The following is a 14,928-nucleotide window of genomic DNA, read 5'->3' as shown; positions in this document are numbered from 1 at the left end:
TCCTCCTGCTAACATGCGCTTCTCTGCTGTACACTAACATTTCTGGGAATAACCTGTGTTTTCCTTCTTTATTCCCACGCTGATTTATTAGTAATTTCACTGATCTCACAGTACATTCCATGATGATATATATGCATACGAAAGGCGGACACCCTGTACATCAGAAGCCCGCCTGTTTTGTGATATTCTATGTTGCTCATTCCCCTAGCTTGGCGTTTCCAGTTCTCAGTTCAAATCCGTAATTAACACACGACGTTCCTTCCACTCAGCCCGGCGATAAGCCTGTTGCATACCAAATTTGCGGATACTTGCCTTCGGCACCGATTTATAAGGCAAAACGACCGTAAAGTCTTCATCAAACGGAAAAAAAGACAGGCCTACTTTTTCATTGGATAACCACTCTGCCTGAATCGGTTGTCTGGAACAGGCATCAAACGTGCAACTAAGCCCTTCTGCAAAAAAATCATAACGCGCAGCAGGTGTTCCAGGTTCCTCCATACATAGAAACAAACTGAGCTGATCGCAGAAAAGCATGATTTCCACATCGCTTTGCAGCCTCTGTTTCAATGCTTCAGCATCACCGCCAAGCTCTTTCTGCCAATTCAGCTGACGTTCGTGTTCTTGCTGGAGATAAGTTCGGATGTCTTCATCATCCTGAGCATTAGCACCCAGATTCTTCTGAAATAGCTCCGTATACATCAAACTGCACAATAATCCGGCGTAGAGGTTTTTCTGACAAACCTCTTCAATCCCTTTATGGTAGAATACAAAACGCGGACGCAAAGGAAAATCCCGAAACGAATATGGTGATTGGCTATAATCATTCCAGAACGGAGCAGCATCCAACTCAATCCAGCCCCGGTCATGTTCTCTCGCCGCCAGAATCAATTCATCCCGATGTGCAGCGTCGGCTAGTAATTCTTTCTTCCAGTGGGAAGCCATCTCTCCGGCTACTAATCCATGCTCATGCTGTGCGGTCAAAACAAAATCATGCTCTCTCTCATATATGATCATATGCTGTCACCCTTCCGCATGGTATACGTTGACTTTAACATAAATTGGGTTAAACTTTCCTATAAGTTGGTTTTCGCTCCATTTTCACGAAAGGCATTATGAAACGGACAATGTAAAGGTGTTGTCAGTTTCCTGAAATTTGGTACACTAAAGGTTGTGTCCACAATTATATTACATACAGAAAGCGGGATCTCATGAATTTATACTCTCCTTACATCGAGTTTAACCGCAAGGAATGGGCTGAACTTAAAGAACATCAGACCACTCTTCCACTGACGGAAGCCGAATTAGAACAGTTAAAGGGATTGAATGAAGAGGTATCGATTCAAGAAGTCGAAGATATATATTTGCCTCTTACCCACTTTATTGACCTATATGCAAGAGTTTCACGAGAGCTGAATCGACTAACGGCCTCCTTTATGAAAAAAGAAGCGCTCCCCACCCCCTACATCATCGGAATCGGGGGAAGTGTTGCCGTGGGCAAAAGTACAGCGGCCCGCTTGCTTCAGGCACTGCTCGCTCGAGGCAAGAATAGCCCGAAGGTTGACCTTGTCACAACCGACGGTTTCTTATATCCCAATGCCGTGCTGCAAGAGAAAGGCATCATGAACCGTAAGGGATTCCCGGAAAGCTATGATATCAAATCCCTGATTCAGTTCATGGGCGATGTGAAATCAGGCAAACCCGAAGTGAAAGCACCAGTGTATTCTCATCTCGCCTACGATGTCATTCAAGGAGAAGAGGTGCAGATCTGTCAACCGGATATTCTCATAATTGAAGGCATTAATGTACTTCAGGTCAAAAAAGAAACGCCTTTGCTGGTTAGTGATTTCTTCGATTTCTCCATCTACATTGACGCAGAAGAAGAGCATATAAGACACTGGTACGTTGAGCGTTTCAAGCTGCTCCGCAATACGGCATTCCAAGACACGGATTCCTTTTTCCATCAACGATTCGCCAATATTGATGAAGAAGAAACCGTGCGGACCGCCAACCAGATCTGGCAGGATATCAATGCCAAAAACCTGCATGAGAACATTTTGCCAACCAAAGGGCGTGCCAGACTGATTCTGAAAAAGGAAGCCGATCACTCCATTGGGCAGATTCAATTGCGCAAACTCTAAACAACACTCGTGCAAAATAAACCTTGATGTTATAACTAATTACCCTTAAAAGGAGAGAAAAACACATTGCAAACCCTGATTATACTCGGCAGCATTATGATGTTCCTGGCTGTTGCTTTGGGTGCTTTTGGCGCACACGCGCTCAAGCGCAAATTATCCGCTGACATGATCAAAATCTATGAAACCGGCGTTCAATATCACCTCATCCACGGACTGGGGATCATCCTGATTGGGCTTCTGGCAGACCATCTCGAATCCTCTTCACTCGTCATGCTTGCCGGATGGCTGATGTTCGCCGGCATCATCCTGTTCTCTGGCAGCCTGTACGCTTTAAGTGTTACGGGTGTTCGCAAATTGGGAGCCATTACGCCACTTGGTGGAGTCGCATTTTTGGCTGGATGGGTTATGATCATGATTGCCGCCTTATAAGCATCCCCTATGAATAAACGAAAAGAGTGTTCTGGCTGATATCCTATCGCTGGAGCACTCTTTTCCTGTTTAATCTGTCCAGATTCTGCGAATGGTGAACTGCCCTGCTTCTGGCCGCTGTTTCTCCAATACATACACATCCGGGTTCGAAAGTTTGGCCCACTCTTCATAGCCAAAGGATGGTTCATACTCACGAATAAGCAGTGATAACAAGTTCCCATGTGTAACCACGGCCCCATGCTGTTCAGGTCTGCTCCACAACTCTTCCAGAAGCGCCAGCCCCCTTGCAGCCGCGTTTCTGGAAGATTCCCCGCCTTCTTCCACCAAATCCACATCATCGTATGTACGTTTCAGTACATCCATCCAGTTAGGCAGATCCAAAGAGCTAAGTACCCTCTCCTGGAGACGTTCATCCGTATGTATATGTTGCAGCGTTGCCATGCCCAACGGCATAGCCGTCTGAACAGCCCTTTTCCACGGACTGGAGACAATATACGTAATGGATTGATCAGCCAAGATATCTGCAAGTTTTTCGGCTTGCCTGATCCCTTCATCTGTAAGCTCTGCATGGGGTTCCTGCCCTGTGGCCTTGGCGTGACGGATAAGATAAATGGACTGCATAGCGATCACCTCCTATGGTGTAACCTACATGGAGTTCTTCTCAAGATATTGGAGTGCCCTGTACATCTTCTCCTGCTCTTCCGGTCGGCCTGCTGAACTGAGGAAAGTGACCTGTTCCCCAATTCTGTCTCCATGCTGAGCAACCAATCCAAGGCGCTGCTTCAGATGATTTACGGTGCCTGTACTGCCATCAATAATCTGTATATGATCTGGCAGAACCGTGCGCAGAATGGACGTATAGAATGGATAATGAGTGCAGCCAAGCACCACTGTGCCATACACCTGAAGATCGAGATCTGCCAGCTTGAGCCGGAAATAATCAGCGATTTTGCGCGGATCAAAATCCAGCTGTTCGCACCATTCCACAAGTTCCGGCAGCGCAATGGAATCCACACTGTGGTGATCATCAACACGCGATACCAGTTCGTTATACTTGGTTTGGCTCAAGGTGAGGGCAGTGGCAAATACAAGCACTCTCTTCCCACTCTCACGATTCATCTCCACGGCTGGTTTCACCGCAGGCTCCATACCAATAATCGGGATATCGTACTTGGCGCGCAGATCTTTAACAGCCAGACTGGTTGCAGTATTACAAGCAATTACGATTGCTCGGACATCCTCCTGAACGATGGCTTCCACACAATCAAAAATATGTCCTCTCACCTCATCCGCAGATTTGGTTCCATACGGGACATGCAAGGTATCCGCGTAATACAGGAATTTTTCTTCGGGAAACTGTTGTAATGCCTTATGCAAAACGGTCAAACCACCGATGCCTGAATCAAAAAAAGCAATTTTCTTATTCAAGGATTTCACCTCTATAATGTATTATTTCGGGTTCCAAGAACCTCTCAATGCTGCTCATGCTGACTGGAGGTGAGGTTTGTATTTCCGGCTCATCACACACTACAGTGCTTGACGACTTGCGGGAACCATTCCGGTTACGGATCGTTCTTCTGATCGCTGTTGTCTCCAAAGCTTCTTGAATAAACTTATAGATGTATAAATTCGGAGACAAAGGCGAACGCTATCGCTTCTTCAGAATCGATTCCGTCCCCTCCATTATTTCCGCTAAGTCAGGTACTAGGGATGATGATGAACCATTATTCTACGTTTATTTTATACTGCCTGAGCCAGTCCTTGCCACTATGCCACGCCTCTACAGGGTTGTGCTCTCCAAGCATTTCGCTACTTGCCTGAGCGCCATGATCCATTCCTTGAGACCGTTCTCCGAACTGGATTCGAGTTGCTGTAACAGGAGAAGAAGTCCTTCCTTACCCGTATTCAGGATGTCCCTGTAAACCTCCGGGTTACCAGCAATGTAATCATTGGGATTGCTGCTGGTCAGCAGGAGAGGGTCACTAACTATCTGCTGCAGGTTGCTTTCGATGGTTGCTGATAATACTTGTTCTTCCGTCTGAGTCGAGCACGCCGTTACCGTCAGTGCAATACATCCAGATAACAAACCCAGAATCCATCTTCTGCGATTCACTGGACCACTCCTTTCAACAACGAGTTAACGCAACAGGGAAGCTGTCTGATCTAACTCCATAACCCATAACATCTCCGTCGCGTGATTGCCTGAACAACCAAACGAATTCACCGCATGGGTGATAAATTCAGCAAAGCTATCATCATAATTATACTCATCTCGGTAGATTCGGATATGCGCTTCAATGACATACTGAAGGTCCTTTTGTAGGAAAGTGCGGATCATCCAACATCACAGCCCTTCCTCAACTCCACAGTTGTGATACTGAAATCTACACCGAACTGAATTAATCCCAATTTACGGGCAACTTGCTGTGAAGCGAGATTATCCCAAGATGTACTGTAGATTGGCATGCGTCCACGTTCCTTGACATGATACTGCCAGCATTTTACCGTCTCCGCTGCATACCCATGTCCTCTATAACCAGGTGCCGTATAGAGACTTGCTTCCGCCCCATGTTCGGAAATCCGTGCGGAGCAGCACACTGCCACGGCAGAATCATCAATAACATAAGCCGAAACAGGCCATTTTTCATGTAAGAGATCTGTTAATTCAGGGAAATGCTCTGCCAGCAAATTACACTGCTCCTGACCAATCAACTGAACCTGCCGATTCCATTCGTCAGATGACTCAGGAAAGACATAGGCTGGTCCCATCCACACATGGTTAACTGGCTCAAAGGTCTGCACCTTTCGAATCAGTTTCGGAATATCCAATGGAAGCTCGCATTCCTTACTCAATTCATCCATCAGATCCGGCGGTAACTGCTCATGGTAATAGATCAGTGAACCGGCAGAAGCCAATCCGATAAATATGGCTGGAGCCTGCCCACCACCCGGCTCGTTAATGCTTAATAGACGCTGTTGCTCATTGATTGTATATAACGTGCTCGCTTGTATCTTCAACATTTCCATAGACGGCAGGTTCGATGTAGGAGCCATATCTATGAAGTTAACCTTTGCAATAATCGTTTGCCTTCACTGCCTTTACCTGCTTCCTGCTGATCCAGAAAATCGGGTAATTCACGTAAATCTGACGGCCGATATCCAGCCCCACATCCACAATTATGAAAGGTATAACCATGGCGATACAGAATCATCACTTTGGTCCATTGTTTGCTATCATTTTGTTTGGGCGCCTGGAAATCCTGTCCCATGCTAACCATAGACGCAGCACATTGTGGACATTTATATTCGAGTTGTTCCACAACTTCAGGGCGAAGGTCGTATCTGGAAACTTGTTTAAATGATTTGCGACAATTGAAGCATGCATAGATGTCTTTGTATGGTCCTGACATCGCATATCTGCACATCATCTGCACCCCCTTAATAATTTCCATTATACGGTATTTATCACACACATACGAATGGATTTTGCATATTTGCGAATAATTCGTATACGCGCTCCTTACCTTTGCATTGCAGCTTCTTTCCATGCCTCACCGAGTTCTGCAATCGATGCATACCGCTGGGACCGATCTGCGCTGACTGCACGTATCACAACCTGATATAAAGCCTCTCCAGCATCCCATCTATCATATGAATGGTCTTTCTCCCCACCCAGCAGCGCGAATGCCATGGCTCCCATATTGAATACATTGGTAACCGCATCTATGAGTGCACCCAGCTCGAATTCCTCTGGAGACATGAAACGGGAAGATCCCCACATACGCCCCATGGTATTGGTAAAAGAGCCCTTCCGATACAAGTCTATATCACAAATTTTCATGACGTACTTGTCAAAATCATAGATCAGACTGCCGTCATACAGATCAACAGCCACATACCCTCTCCGCTCCACCTCGATATGAAAATCAAGAATCTGCTCCATCGCGCCAATCCTTGTCTTCACCGGAAGTTGTCTGAACTGATAGTAGGGGGAACGAGGATCTTCATATTTGGCCGGAGGCGGAAATTTCCAGTGGTTATGAAGATTCTCCCCCTCCACCCAATCGAATACACAGACATACCCTTGCTCCGTTGCAAAATGATCCGTTAGTCGGATCAACGTGTCATGCTTCAAATCTTCATAGACGGAAACAGATGATTTCAGATTACGAATGGCTTCCGGGGGACTTCCCGTATGATTCGCATGAATGGTAAGTGCTCCCGCATACTTTACGAACAACCTCTTTCCATCCTTTTGCACGATACCGAAGGAGAGATTTCCTGAATCCTGCTGATCGAATACGCGAAAGACCGTACCCAAGGGCCGTAACCAATCAAATGAGTGAGACTCTTTCAAGACAAAGGAAATACCGTCGATCTCAAGTTCAACTTGACCTGTCATAGGACACCTCCTGCTGTGATATCTTCATCATATTGAATGCTACGTATAAAAGTAATTCATATGCGCCTCATCATATCCCTGACCATGGATCTCCAGTGCGTTACGCTCAATGCCATACACTTCAAATCCATATCGCTCGTATAAGCGTCTGGCTGATTCATTCGTCGTTACCACACTCAGATTAATTTGCTTGATGCCTTCCAGATATCTTCCCCGTTCCAAGACTTCCTGGAGCAATTGCGATGCCAGACCGTTTCCCCGATATGGCGTGGCAACATAGACGCCCCAGATTATGCCTTTGTGCCTGAGCTTCAGGCCATATTCTCTCTTGAAACCCATCATTCCCGCGAGTGTTCCTTCTGTTGTATATGCGCCCAAGATATAATCGTCGGGCTCGTTATGTATGCGTTCCTGCACTTCATTCATGGGAATCCGAATGGATAATTCAAAGGAAGCCCCGAAGGCTTCAGGATGTGTTTTCAATGCTTCCAGTCGAAACGGCCAGTATACATCTGCTTCATCCCGCTTAATATTGCGCATGATATAGGTTTCTTGCTTTCCATTTTCGTTCATTCTTCGACCACTCCCTCCATTTCATAAGGATAATCGATCTGGAGTTTCACATTTGCTGCCGCTTCCTGTCCTGCAAGCAACCCAACAACATAAATTCCCAGATCAATGGACGTGGCTACTCCACCGGCTGTAATTACGTTTCCATCCCGCACGATCCGGCTCTGAATAACCTCAGCAACGTACGGCTGAAGCAGATCATAGGTATACGGATGTGTCGTCGCTCTTTTACCAGACAAAAATCCAGCCGCTCCCAGCAGAAGAGAGCCTGTGCACACGGATACCTTCAGAGGAACAGACTCCGCTTGTTTCAACCAGCCTACAAATGCCTCGTCGTATCGCAGCTTACGCGTTCCCATGCCTCCAGGGACAAACACGAGATCATATTCCGACAGGTCAGGCTTCACTCGATCCACCTTCATCGTTAAACCAGACTCATCCGTGACCTGATCTGTTATTGCACAGGTTGCCCATGTTGTTCCTTTGGTTTGTTCAAAGAAATTCAACCGATTGATCACATCATAAAACCCAGCAAAATCAAGGAAAGTCAGTCCATCAAACAAAACGAATGCAATTTTCATTGGCAACCTCCGCTTATTTTAATTTGGAGAACTCTGGTTATGTTTTTGATTCCGATCCCGTTCCATCGCTTCCTTCACCCAATCACGTTCCAGCAGCTTGCTGTTGATTCGCAAGAGCAAGCCCACAATCACAAGAAGCAGAATAACAACAATGATTTCAAACACGAATCCACCCCTCTCTAGGAAATAGCCGCAATTCTGACTGGATACTGAAGTATATAATCTCTATTTTAAACCACGGGCAATGATCCATTCCAGCCACTTCCACGGTAGCAATGCTTTACCTATGATCAGCACACGCGATCCTTTGCCTAGCGCATATCGAAGCTTTGGTGCACGCATCCGTGCAATTCGTCCGATCAGATCTGCTACCTCCTGTGGGTCAGGTGCCGTCTCGCTTGCATGTTGAGAATAACGAAGGACCGCATCCAGCTTATGTTTATACGGAGAGTCCTCGCTCCGGTGAATCTCACCCAAACCTTTATTCCAGATTGGCGTACGATAAGCGCCTGGCTCAACCAATACCACGCGAACGCCGAACGAAGACATCTCATGCCGCAGACTTTCCGAGAATCCCTCCACAGCGAATTTGGAGGCAGCATATGGAGCATAACCCGGAAAACCGGACAACCCGCTGACACTGGACAAGTTAACAATTAGACCTTGCTTCTGTTCACGCATCACAGGCAGGACTGCACGTGTCACAGCGATTAACCCAAACAGATTCGTATCCATCTGGCGCCGCCAATCCTCCATCGATACTTCCTCAATGAACCCGCCAACCGCAAATCCTGCATTGTTCACCAGTATGTCGATGCGCCCATAATCCAGAACGACTTTGGTTATAGCTGCTTGCACCGATTCAGAATCCGTAACGTCCAACTGCTCATACACCAAACGTTCTGTTATGCCTGCCTCTCCTGCAAGTCTGACCAACTCTTCTTTTCGGTTCAGGTCACGCATGGTGGCAACAACAAGGTATCCCTGCTTGGCAAGAGTAATGGCCGTTAACATACCGAAGCCACTGGATGTGCCTGTAATGAGAGCCACGGGATCATATGCACCGGATATTGATATTCTTTTTTCCTTCGTTTCTTCATTTCTATCATTCTCTGTCTGCATCCGTTGCTGTCCATCTCCTATCTTGTATGTCACCACTGTCACGCAGCCACCTGCTCTCCCCCAATATTTTCTCACCAACTCAATCAAGCTGTCTCTCCACCCTGCGTAGCTTGGTGACCCCTGGTTTGAACGCATACGGAACGAATCTCACCTCCGGTAAAGTACAATCCATCCTGTCTGCCATCTTGTTCAATTCATGCAACACATCAGCCCTTACTTGCTCCATTGCTGCATTTCCACCAAGTACTAGCGATACCTCCATCGTCCCGTTCCCACGTTGCACCACACGATAATGTTCAATATCCGGCGAAGCCGCAATGACGGCGCGAGTAACGAAATCCGGAAAGACCGGTACAGACACACCCGTATGCAGTTGTTCAAAATAAAGCGTATCATCACAGCGGCCTTCAATCCGCTCAATCGCTGTAAACAGAGAACCGCAGGCACATGGCGTTGCCGCCTCGGTCAGAATATCATTCAGCCGATACCGGATGATCGGCTGTGATGTTCTGGAGAAGTCCGTAATAATGGGCACGAACCGGCGGGTGGCCGGGTCCATGTACTCTTTTTCAATATGGACTATATCCTCATTCAAATGCAGTGTGCCATAACGACAGGTCGCTCCCAGGAACCCTTCTGTACACTGGTAGACTTGATGAACGTTCTGTCCGAAGACCTGTTCCAGTACCTTGCGATCCAGGGGGTCCAACACCTCGGCAACCGAGATGATTTTATCCGGTACAGCGGTCAGGTGGCCTGCCACATAGGCGTCCGCCAACAGACGCAGCATGGATGGGGGAGCCACCCAGACGGTAGGTTGGTATTCTTCCAACCGTCTCACCAAGGTCTCCACACGTTCCAGAAGATCAAAGTACTGGAACTGTAACTTGCCGCGCTGCACCGATTCATACAGATTACTGTTGGCCCGCAGGAAAAACGCAATCTTCGCAGGTTTCCACAGCCCACCAGGCAGCAACTTGGCCAGCACCGTGCCCGTCCACGCATCCTGCTCCTGATCACTTACCAGAAATATTCCCCGGTTCCCTGACGTACCCGAGGACAATCCAACAGTCACTCCCTGAATGGAGGGTTTGAAGTCACGCGTTTCTTCACTTTCACCTGCTAGAGCCAACGCTTCATCCTTGGTAATACCTACCGTATTCAGTGTATCAAAGTTCTCCATCATGATTGATTTGTCAATCATCGGAAAGCTTCTCCAGTAGGATGCGTCCACGCCACCCCACCACTTTCGGTAAAACGGAGATCGGGCGCGGATCTGATGGACATGTCGAATAATCCGACGCTCTTGCCAGCGCTCCAGTTGTTCCCGCGTTTTCCATGTTCGCAGCCCGCGTGCAAGCGCATAATGTACTACAATACGAAGGGTATTGCTCATCGTTTCAGCCCTCCTGTGCCCCAAGCGTCCAGCACATCTCGGCAGTGACTCGGCACTATCCGAATGTCGGGAAACTGCTGATGCAGCTGAACCAACTTGTCAAAGTTACGGTGGTATTCCTGTCGATCAGACATAATGATACCCGCGAGCGCATGAGGCCTGCGCTGTTCACGAAAAGCCCGACTCGACCACACTGCATCCGCGCACAGGAAATAATCATGTTCTTCTGTACGCAACAGAAGTCCCATCATGCCTTCCGCATGACCGGATACCTCCACCCCCAGCAGACTGCCATCGCCGAAGATATCGTAAACCTCATCATAAGGGAACGATTCTCCCGCTCTTGTCCACCGCTCCGGCTGACGCGTAACAGGCAAGGATCTGGCTACAAAATCTTCAGGCAACAATCCAGACAGATAACCTGCCTTCACAGCCGCAATCGGACCGAGTGAGCGCACAGCATCATAAGCTCTCGGCAAATAGATGAATTGTGCCTCCGGGAAATCTCGTACACCTGCGATGTGATCGCCATGAAAATGGGAGAGGATAATATACCGGATATCCGAAGCTTTCAGCCCAAGCCCAGCCAAAAAATGAACGGCACTATCCTCTTCACGATAGACAACCGGTGTAATATGACGATACAGTGCATTGGGCAGATGAGCCGTTTCCTTGAAAAAGCGGGAGCTATATCCCGTATCCAGCAGGATTGGTCCATGTACAGGGTGAATGATGCAGGCAAAACCTGCCGGGAAAGGCACCGGCTTCAACCGACCACCCCGCAGCGTCAGAAATTCTGGATGTGTACAGTAACCTGCTGCACCCAGATATAGTTCTACCGGAGTTGTTGTCAGCATGATCCAGCCCTCCACCAGTCTGCAAATTGTTGTAAACCTTCTTCAATAGACACCCGAGGGACGTATCCCAATCGCTCCTGTGCATCCGTAATATCCAATGTCTGCGGGATGGATAAGGAGCCAACGGTATACCTTGTCAACACAGGTTCACCCAGCGCAGGAATAAAGCCATGAACACGCTCGAGCAATGCTGCAACGCCATATGCTGCCTGATAAGGAATGTTTCGACGACGCAGAGGCATGTCCAGCATGCCAAACAAGCTGCTCACCAACTCATTAAACGCCCTCGGATCGCCATTGGAGATATTGTACGCTCTGCCGAGCGCTTCGTCCGGTGCATCACGGCACAATAACAGGGCGTCCACCACATTATCCACACAGGTCAGATCAATTAAAGCCTGTCCGCCACCGATCATGGGCACGCCGGATTTCGCATTGGCCGCGACAATTCGGGGAAACAACGTCTGGTCATACGGACCAAAGATCGCTCGCGGTCGAATCATGACCGACGGAAGTCCCTTTCTATGCCCTTCCATTACGACCTGTTCAGCGAGAAGCTTCGTGGCTGCGTAATGATTCGCTGGTTTGGATGGCAACGGGTCATTTTCATGTACGTTAAATCGTGGTATGTAGTTGAAATATACACTTGGAGTCGAGACATGTATGAATCGCTGTACATCATTTTTCAGGCAGCCATCCATGAGTTTCTGTGTTCCTTCCACATTACTTCCATAAAAGTCCCTATACTTCCCCCATGGTGATGATAGCGCCGCACAGTGAAAGGCCACATCCTGCCCCGTACACGCTTCATTTACTGCCGCCTCATCCCGTATATCTCCATTCAGGAATCGGATTCCTGCCGACTCAAGTTCTGCACCAACCTTGGACTGTCGGCCCATGCCTGTGACGTCCCATCCCTCTTTTGCAAGCCGTATCGCGAGGTGCCTGCCCAGACATCCCGTAGCTCCTGTAACCAATGCTCTCTTCATTGTTGTTCACCGTTCCATTCTATGTCGTGAGTCAAAGCTTCAGTCAGTGAGATTTTCTGTGATCTTGCCAGACGCCAGGCGGCCAGCACTACCGCGAATTGTTCAAAGAAAGGCTGAATATCCTGCCTTAAATAAACCACATCCCTCGCTCCGTGCCAGGCAGCTATCCATGCACGGAACTTGCCTTTGCCGAAGATCTGCTGTACTCCGCTTCCCAGCATGGGAAGCATGAGCATGGCTTTGCTACCCTTTGCGGGCGTGATCCATTTTCCTTCTTTGACCAACGTCTCCGGTTCAGTCAGTGCACGCACCAAGTCATCTCCGGGGTGAAACAGATGAATCCCACTCGTTGCCCTCGGATTACACTCAATTGCATACAGTTGCCCATCCTGAACCACTATAAAATCAAACCCAATCTGTCCGCTAAATCCCGTTCCTTCAACGAATTGTCTTACCCACGCAAGGGCACCCTCATGTTCCACCTGTTCAAAAAATACACTGGCCCCCACGCTTCCTGTGCGGTAGCGGCTATCGTAGGTGGCGTGCGCAACCAGTTGTCCTTCGTGGGCTATGCTGTATGTACACAACACCTGACCCGGAATGAAGGCCTGTGCAACCCAAGGGGAAGCAGAGGATAATTCCCCTTCTTCCGGAGGATCGTTACGTAAATGTCGATGCTTCTTTTTGCTTATGTGTCCTTCTTGCTCAGTCCCGCCCGTACCCTCATCGATCAAACGTGTAGGCATGCGAACTTTGGCTGCGAAGCGGGAATACACCGGTTTCCACACCCAATCTCCTGATTCTCCCAGAACAGACTGAGCTTCCATCCATTCCTGCTGATTGTTGATCAGGCGCGTATCCGGAACTGAAAGACCGAGTGACCCTGCAAGCTGGATAAAATCATATTTATGGTGCAGCTCATGTAATTGCTCCATGGTTGTAACCAGAACACGGCAATATGCACGCAGTCTGTCTGCCCCTTGAGCAACATAGAAGACTTCTTCACACATGGGGATCAGCAGGTCGATCTGCCAATCCTGTACCAACCGTTCCAGTTCCGCCAGATAAGTACGTGTGTCATGACGCGGCGATGGAACCACAGCGTACTGTTCCACTGCACGGGATGATCTGGTCAGATGCCGTACGACACTCTCCGCAACATAGACCCGATGGCCTGCACGATGAAGCATACGTGCCAGATCGAGCGTAACGGGAGCCCTTCCGCCTGTAAGCAGCACACGAAGAGAAGCAGCTGTACGATGTCCGGTTTCCCCAGATCTAGTAGTCAAAAATGAGTCCTCCCAATGATAATCCGGCAGCCGTGCCAATCATCAACACCCGATCTCCCCGCTGAATCCGCTGTTGTCTAATCGCTTCATGCAGACCCATCGGGATCGATGCCGCAATTGTATTGCCGTGATTTCGTGTGATGTCCATAAACCGATCTTCAGCAATGCCTAGCTTTTTGCGGATCAGTCTCATCGCCATGGCACTCCCCTGATGGGGAATCACCAATTGGAAATCCTCCATCCGATTCCCGGTCGCCTGCAACATACCACCAATGAATCCGGGTAAAAGTCTGGAAGCCATGCGGAAGATGGCCTGTCCATCCATATGAAATAGGTAAGGCTCAGGCTGATCTGCATTATAATTCGAAGCATGCTGCCGTGTACCGCCACCTGCTATCTCCGAGAAGCGAGCACCTCGGCTGTAGGTTTGAAGGGAAGCATGTACAATCTGTGAGGATGACCCTTCAGGCGAACGCTCAATAATAACGGCGGCTGCTCCATCTCCGAACAGGGCCGCACTCTCTTTATCCGACCAATTTAGTCCCGCTGAGGCAATCTCGGTGGCTACGAGCAGTACTCGCTGGTAACGTCCGGCATCTACCATATAGGAGATCACATCCAGTCCGTTCAGGAAACTCAGGCAGGTTGCATCCATATCAAAGGCGGGTACGCCCGAATCTTGCTGCCCCATGGCCTGCTGGATAAACACCGCCGTACTAGGCAACGGTTGTTCCTTCGTGCCACTGGTACACACCAGGCAGTCGATATCACTGAATTGTAATCCTGCATCCGCAAGTGCAGCTTCAGCAGCCCGCGCGCCCATGAAGGAGGAAGTCTCTTCACCCGAAGCATAATGGCGTACACCTACACCTGTGGCTTTGCTAACCCAGCCTGCAGGCACGCCCAAGCGGCGATCCAGTTCCTCATCGGTAACTTCCTGTTCAGGCAGGTACTTCCCTGTTCCCGCAATCCTCACTCTTCTAAGTTGCATTTCCCCAACCTCTTTCTGTTCATCTGACTGATAATAAGTTCGTATTCAAAAAGACCGATTTTCAGTACCGAGAAGATGGGATGAAGCTAGAAATGGAGTAGCGGAGCGTAGGAAAACTACGTGAGCAACGGACATTTCGGCTGAATTCCATATTCGATGCTGAT

The 14,928-nt window shown here is 48.6% G+C and carries 19 protein-coding genes; 2 read left to right on the top strand and 17 right to left on the bottom strand.

What is annotated here, in order from left to right:
* Positions 1-225 precede the first annotated feature (225 nt).
* Positions 226-1,014: a DUF3891 family protein gene (locus MKY85_RS08585; protein ID WP_339240775.1), complete on the bottom strand. Its 789-nt coding sequence runs from the start codon at positions 1,012-1,014 to the stop codon at positions 226-228.
* Between the two features lie 194 nt (positions 1,015-1,208).
* Here MKY85_RS08585 and coaA point away from each other — a divergent pair, with 194 nt between their 5' ends.
* On the top strand, positions 1,209-2,138 hold the full coding sequence (gene coaA / locus MKY85_RS08580) for a type I pantothenate kinase (protein ID WP_339259986.1): 930 nt from the start codon (positions 1,209-1,211) through the stop codon (positions 2,136-2,138).
* A gap of 66 nt (positions 2,139-2,204) precedes the next feature.
* On the top strand, positions 2,205-2,567 hold the full coding sequence (locus MKY85_RS08575; RefSeq protein WP_221822851.1) for a DUF423 domain-containing protein: 363 nt from the start codon (positions 2,205-2,207) through the stop codon (positions 2,565-2,567).
* A 69-nt stretch (positions 2,568-2,636) separates the two neighbouring features.
* Here MKY85_RS08575 and MKY85_RS08570 read toward each other — a convergent pair whose 3' ends face one another.
* From MKY85_RS08570 to MKY85_RS08495, 16 genes are all read right to left on the bottom strand, one after another.
* The gene (locus MKY85_RS08570) at positions 2,637-3,188 is read right to left on the bottom strand and encodes a histidine phosphatase family protein (RefSeq protein ID WP_339259984.1); all 552 of its coding nucleotides are present in this window, start codon (positions 3,186-3,188) and stop codon (positions 2,637-2,639) included.
* A gap of 24 nt (positions 3,189-3,212) precedes the next feature.
* The gene (gene murI, locus MKY85_RS08565; protein WP_342572385.1) at positions 3,213-3,995 is read right to left on the bottom strand and encodes a glutamate racemase; all 783 of its coding nucleotides are present in this window, start codon (positions 3,993-3,995) and stop codon (positions 3,213-3,215) included.
* A gap of 352 nt (positions 3,996-4,347) precedes the next feature.
* Entirely contained in the window at positions 4,348-4,680 is a 333-nt protein-coding gene (locus MKY85_RS08560) for a hypothetical protein (RefSeq protein WP_342572384.1), read from the bottom strand.
* Positions 4,681-4,704: 24 nt separating this feature from the next.
* Positions 4,705-4,905: a hypothetical protein gene (locus MKY85_RS08555; protein WP_342572383.1), complete on the bottom strand. Its 201-nt coding sequence runs from the start codon at positions 4,903-4,905 to the stop codon at positions 4,705-4,707.
* Positions 4,902-5,621 (bottom strand): GNAT family N-acetyltransferase, encoded by a 720-nt coding sequence (locus MKY85_RS08550; RefSeq protein WP_342572382.1) that lies wholly within the window; start codon positions 5,619-5,621, stop codon positions 4,902-4,904. Before MKY85_RS08550 ends, MKY85_RS08555 begins: the two co-directional genes overlap by 4 nt.
* A gap of 2 nt (positions 5,622-5,623) precedes the next feature.
* On the bottom strand, positions 5,624-5,995 hold the full coding sequence (locus tag MKY85_RS08545) for a hypothetical protein (RefSeq protein WP_339240764.1): 372 nt from the start codon (positions 5,993-5,995) through the stop codon (positions 5,624-5,626).
* Between the two features lie 92 nt (positions 5,996-6,087).
* On the bottom strand, positions 6,088-6,969 hold the full coding sequence (locus MKY85_RS08540) for a serine/threonine protein kinase (protein ID WP_342572381.1): 882 nt from the start codon (positions 6,967-6,969) through the stop codon (positions 6,088-6,090).
* 39 nt (positions 6,970-7,008) lie between these two features.
* Positions 7,009-7,542, bottom strand: a complete 534-nt coding sequence (locus tag MKY85_RS08535) for a GNAT family N-acetyltransferase (RefSeq protein WP_342572380.1) — start codon at positions 7,540-7,542, stop codon at positions 7,009-7,011.
* Positions 7,539-8,120, bottom strand: a complete 582-nt coding sequence (locus MKY85_RS08530; protein WP_342572379.1) for a DJ-1/PfpI family protein — start codon at positions 8,118-8,120, stop codon at positions 7,539-7,541. The genes MKY85_RS08535 and MKY85_RS08530 overlap by 4 nt, the downstream gene beginning before the upstream one ends.
* An 18-nt stretch (positions 8,121-8,138) precedes the next feature.
* Complete coding sequence (locus tag MKY85_RS08525; RefSeq protein ID WP_342572378.1) at positions 8,139-8,285, bottom strand: hypothetical protein; 147 nt, start codon at positions 8,283-8,285, stop codon at positions 8,139-8,141.
* A gap of 60 nt (positions 8,286-8,345) precedes the next feature.
* Positions 8,346-9,284, bottom strand: a complete 939-nt coding sequence (locus tag MKY85_RS08520; protein ID WP_339240756.1) for an SDR family oxidoreductase — start codon at positions 9,282-9,284, stop codon at positions 8,346-8,348.
* Positions 9,285-9,321: 37 nt separating this feature from the next.
* Entirely contained in the window at positions 9,322-10,638 is a 1,317-nt protein-coding gene (locus tag MKY85_RS08515; RefSeq protein ID WP_342572377.1) for a F390 synthetase-related protein, read from the bottom strand.
* On the bottom strand, positions 10,635-11,495 hold the full coding sequence (locus tag MKY85_RS08510) for an MBL fold metallo-hydrolase (protein ID WP_339259964.1): 861 nt from the start codon (positions 11,493-11,495) through the stop codon (positions 10,635-10,637). Before MKY85_RS08510 ends, MKY85_RS08515 begins: the two co-directional genes overlap by 4 nt.
* Complete coding sequence (locus MKY85_RS08505) at positions 11,489-12,484, bottom strand: SDR family NAD(P)-dependent oxidoreductase (RefSeq protein ID WP_342572376.1); 996 nt, start codon at positions 12,482-12,484, stop codon at positions 11,489-11,491. The genes MKY85_RS08510 and MKY85_RS08505 overlap by 7 nt, the downstream gene beginning before the upstream one ends.
* Positions 12,481-13,773 carry an ATP-grasp domain-containing protein gene (locus tag MKY85_RS08500; RefSeq protein ID WP_342572375.1) on the bottom strand — a complete coding sequence of 431 codons (1,293 nt, stop codon included), beginning with the start codon at positions 13,771-13,773 and terminating at the stop codon, positions 12,481-12,483. Before MKY85_RS08500 ends, MKY85_RS08505 begins: the two co-directional genes overlap by 4 nt.
* Positions 13,763-14,764, bottom strand: coding sequence for a beta-ketoacyl-ACP synthase III (locus MKY85_RS08495; RefSeq protein ID WP_339259958.1), 1,002 nt, complete (start codon positions 14,762-14,764; stop codon positions 13,763-13,765). Before MKY85_RS08495 ends, MKY85_RS08500 begins: the two co-directional genes overlap by 11 nt.
* Positions 14,765-14,928: the final 164 nt, after the last annotated feature.

Source organism: Paenibacillus sp. FSL R5-0749 (assembly GCF_038595085.1).
Classification (GTDB): domain Bacteria; phylum Bacillota; class Bacilli; order Paenibacillales; family Paenibacillaceae; genus Paenibacillus.
This window is presented reverse-complemented; position numbering and strand designations above follow the sequence as displayed.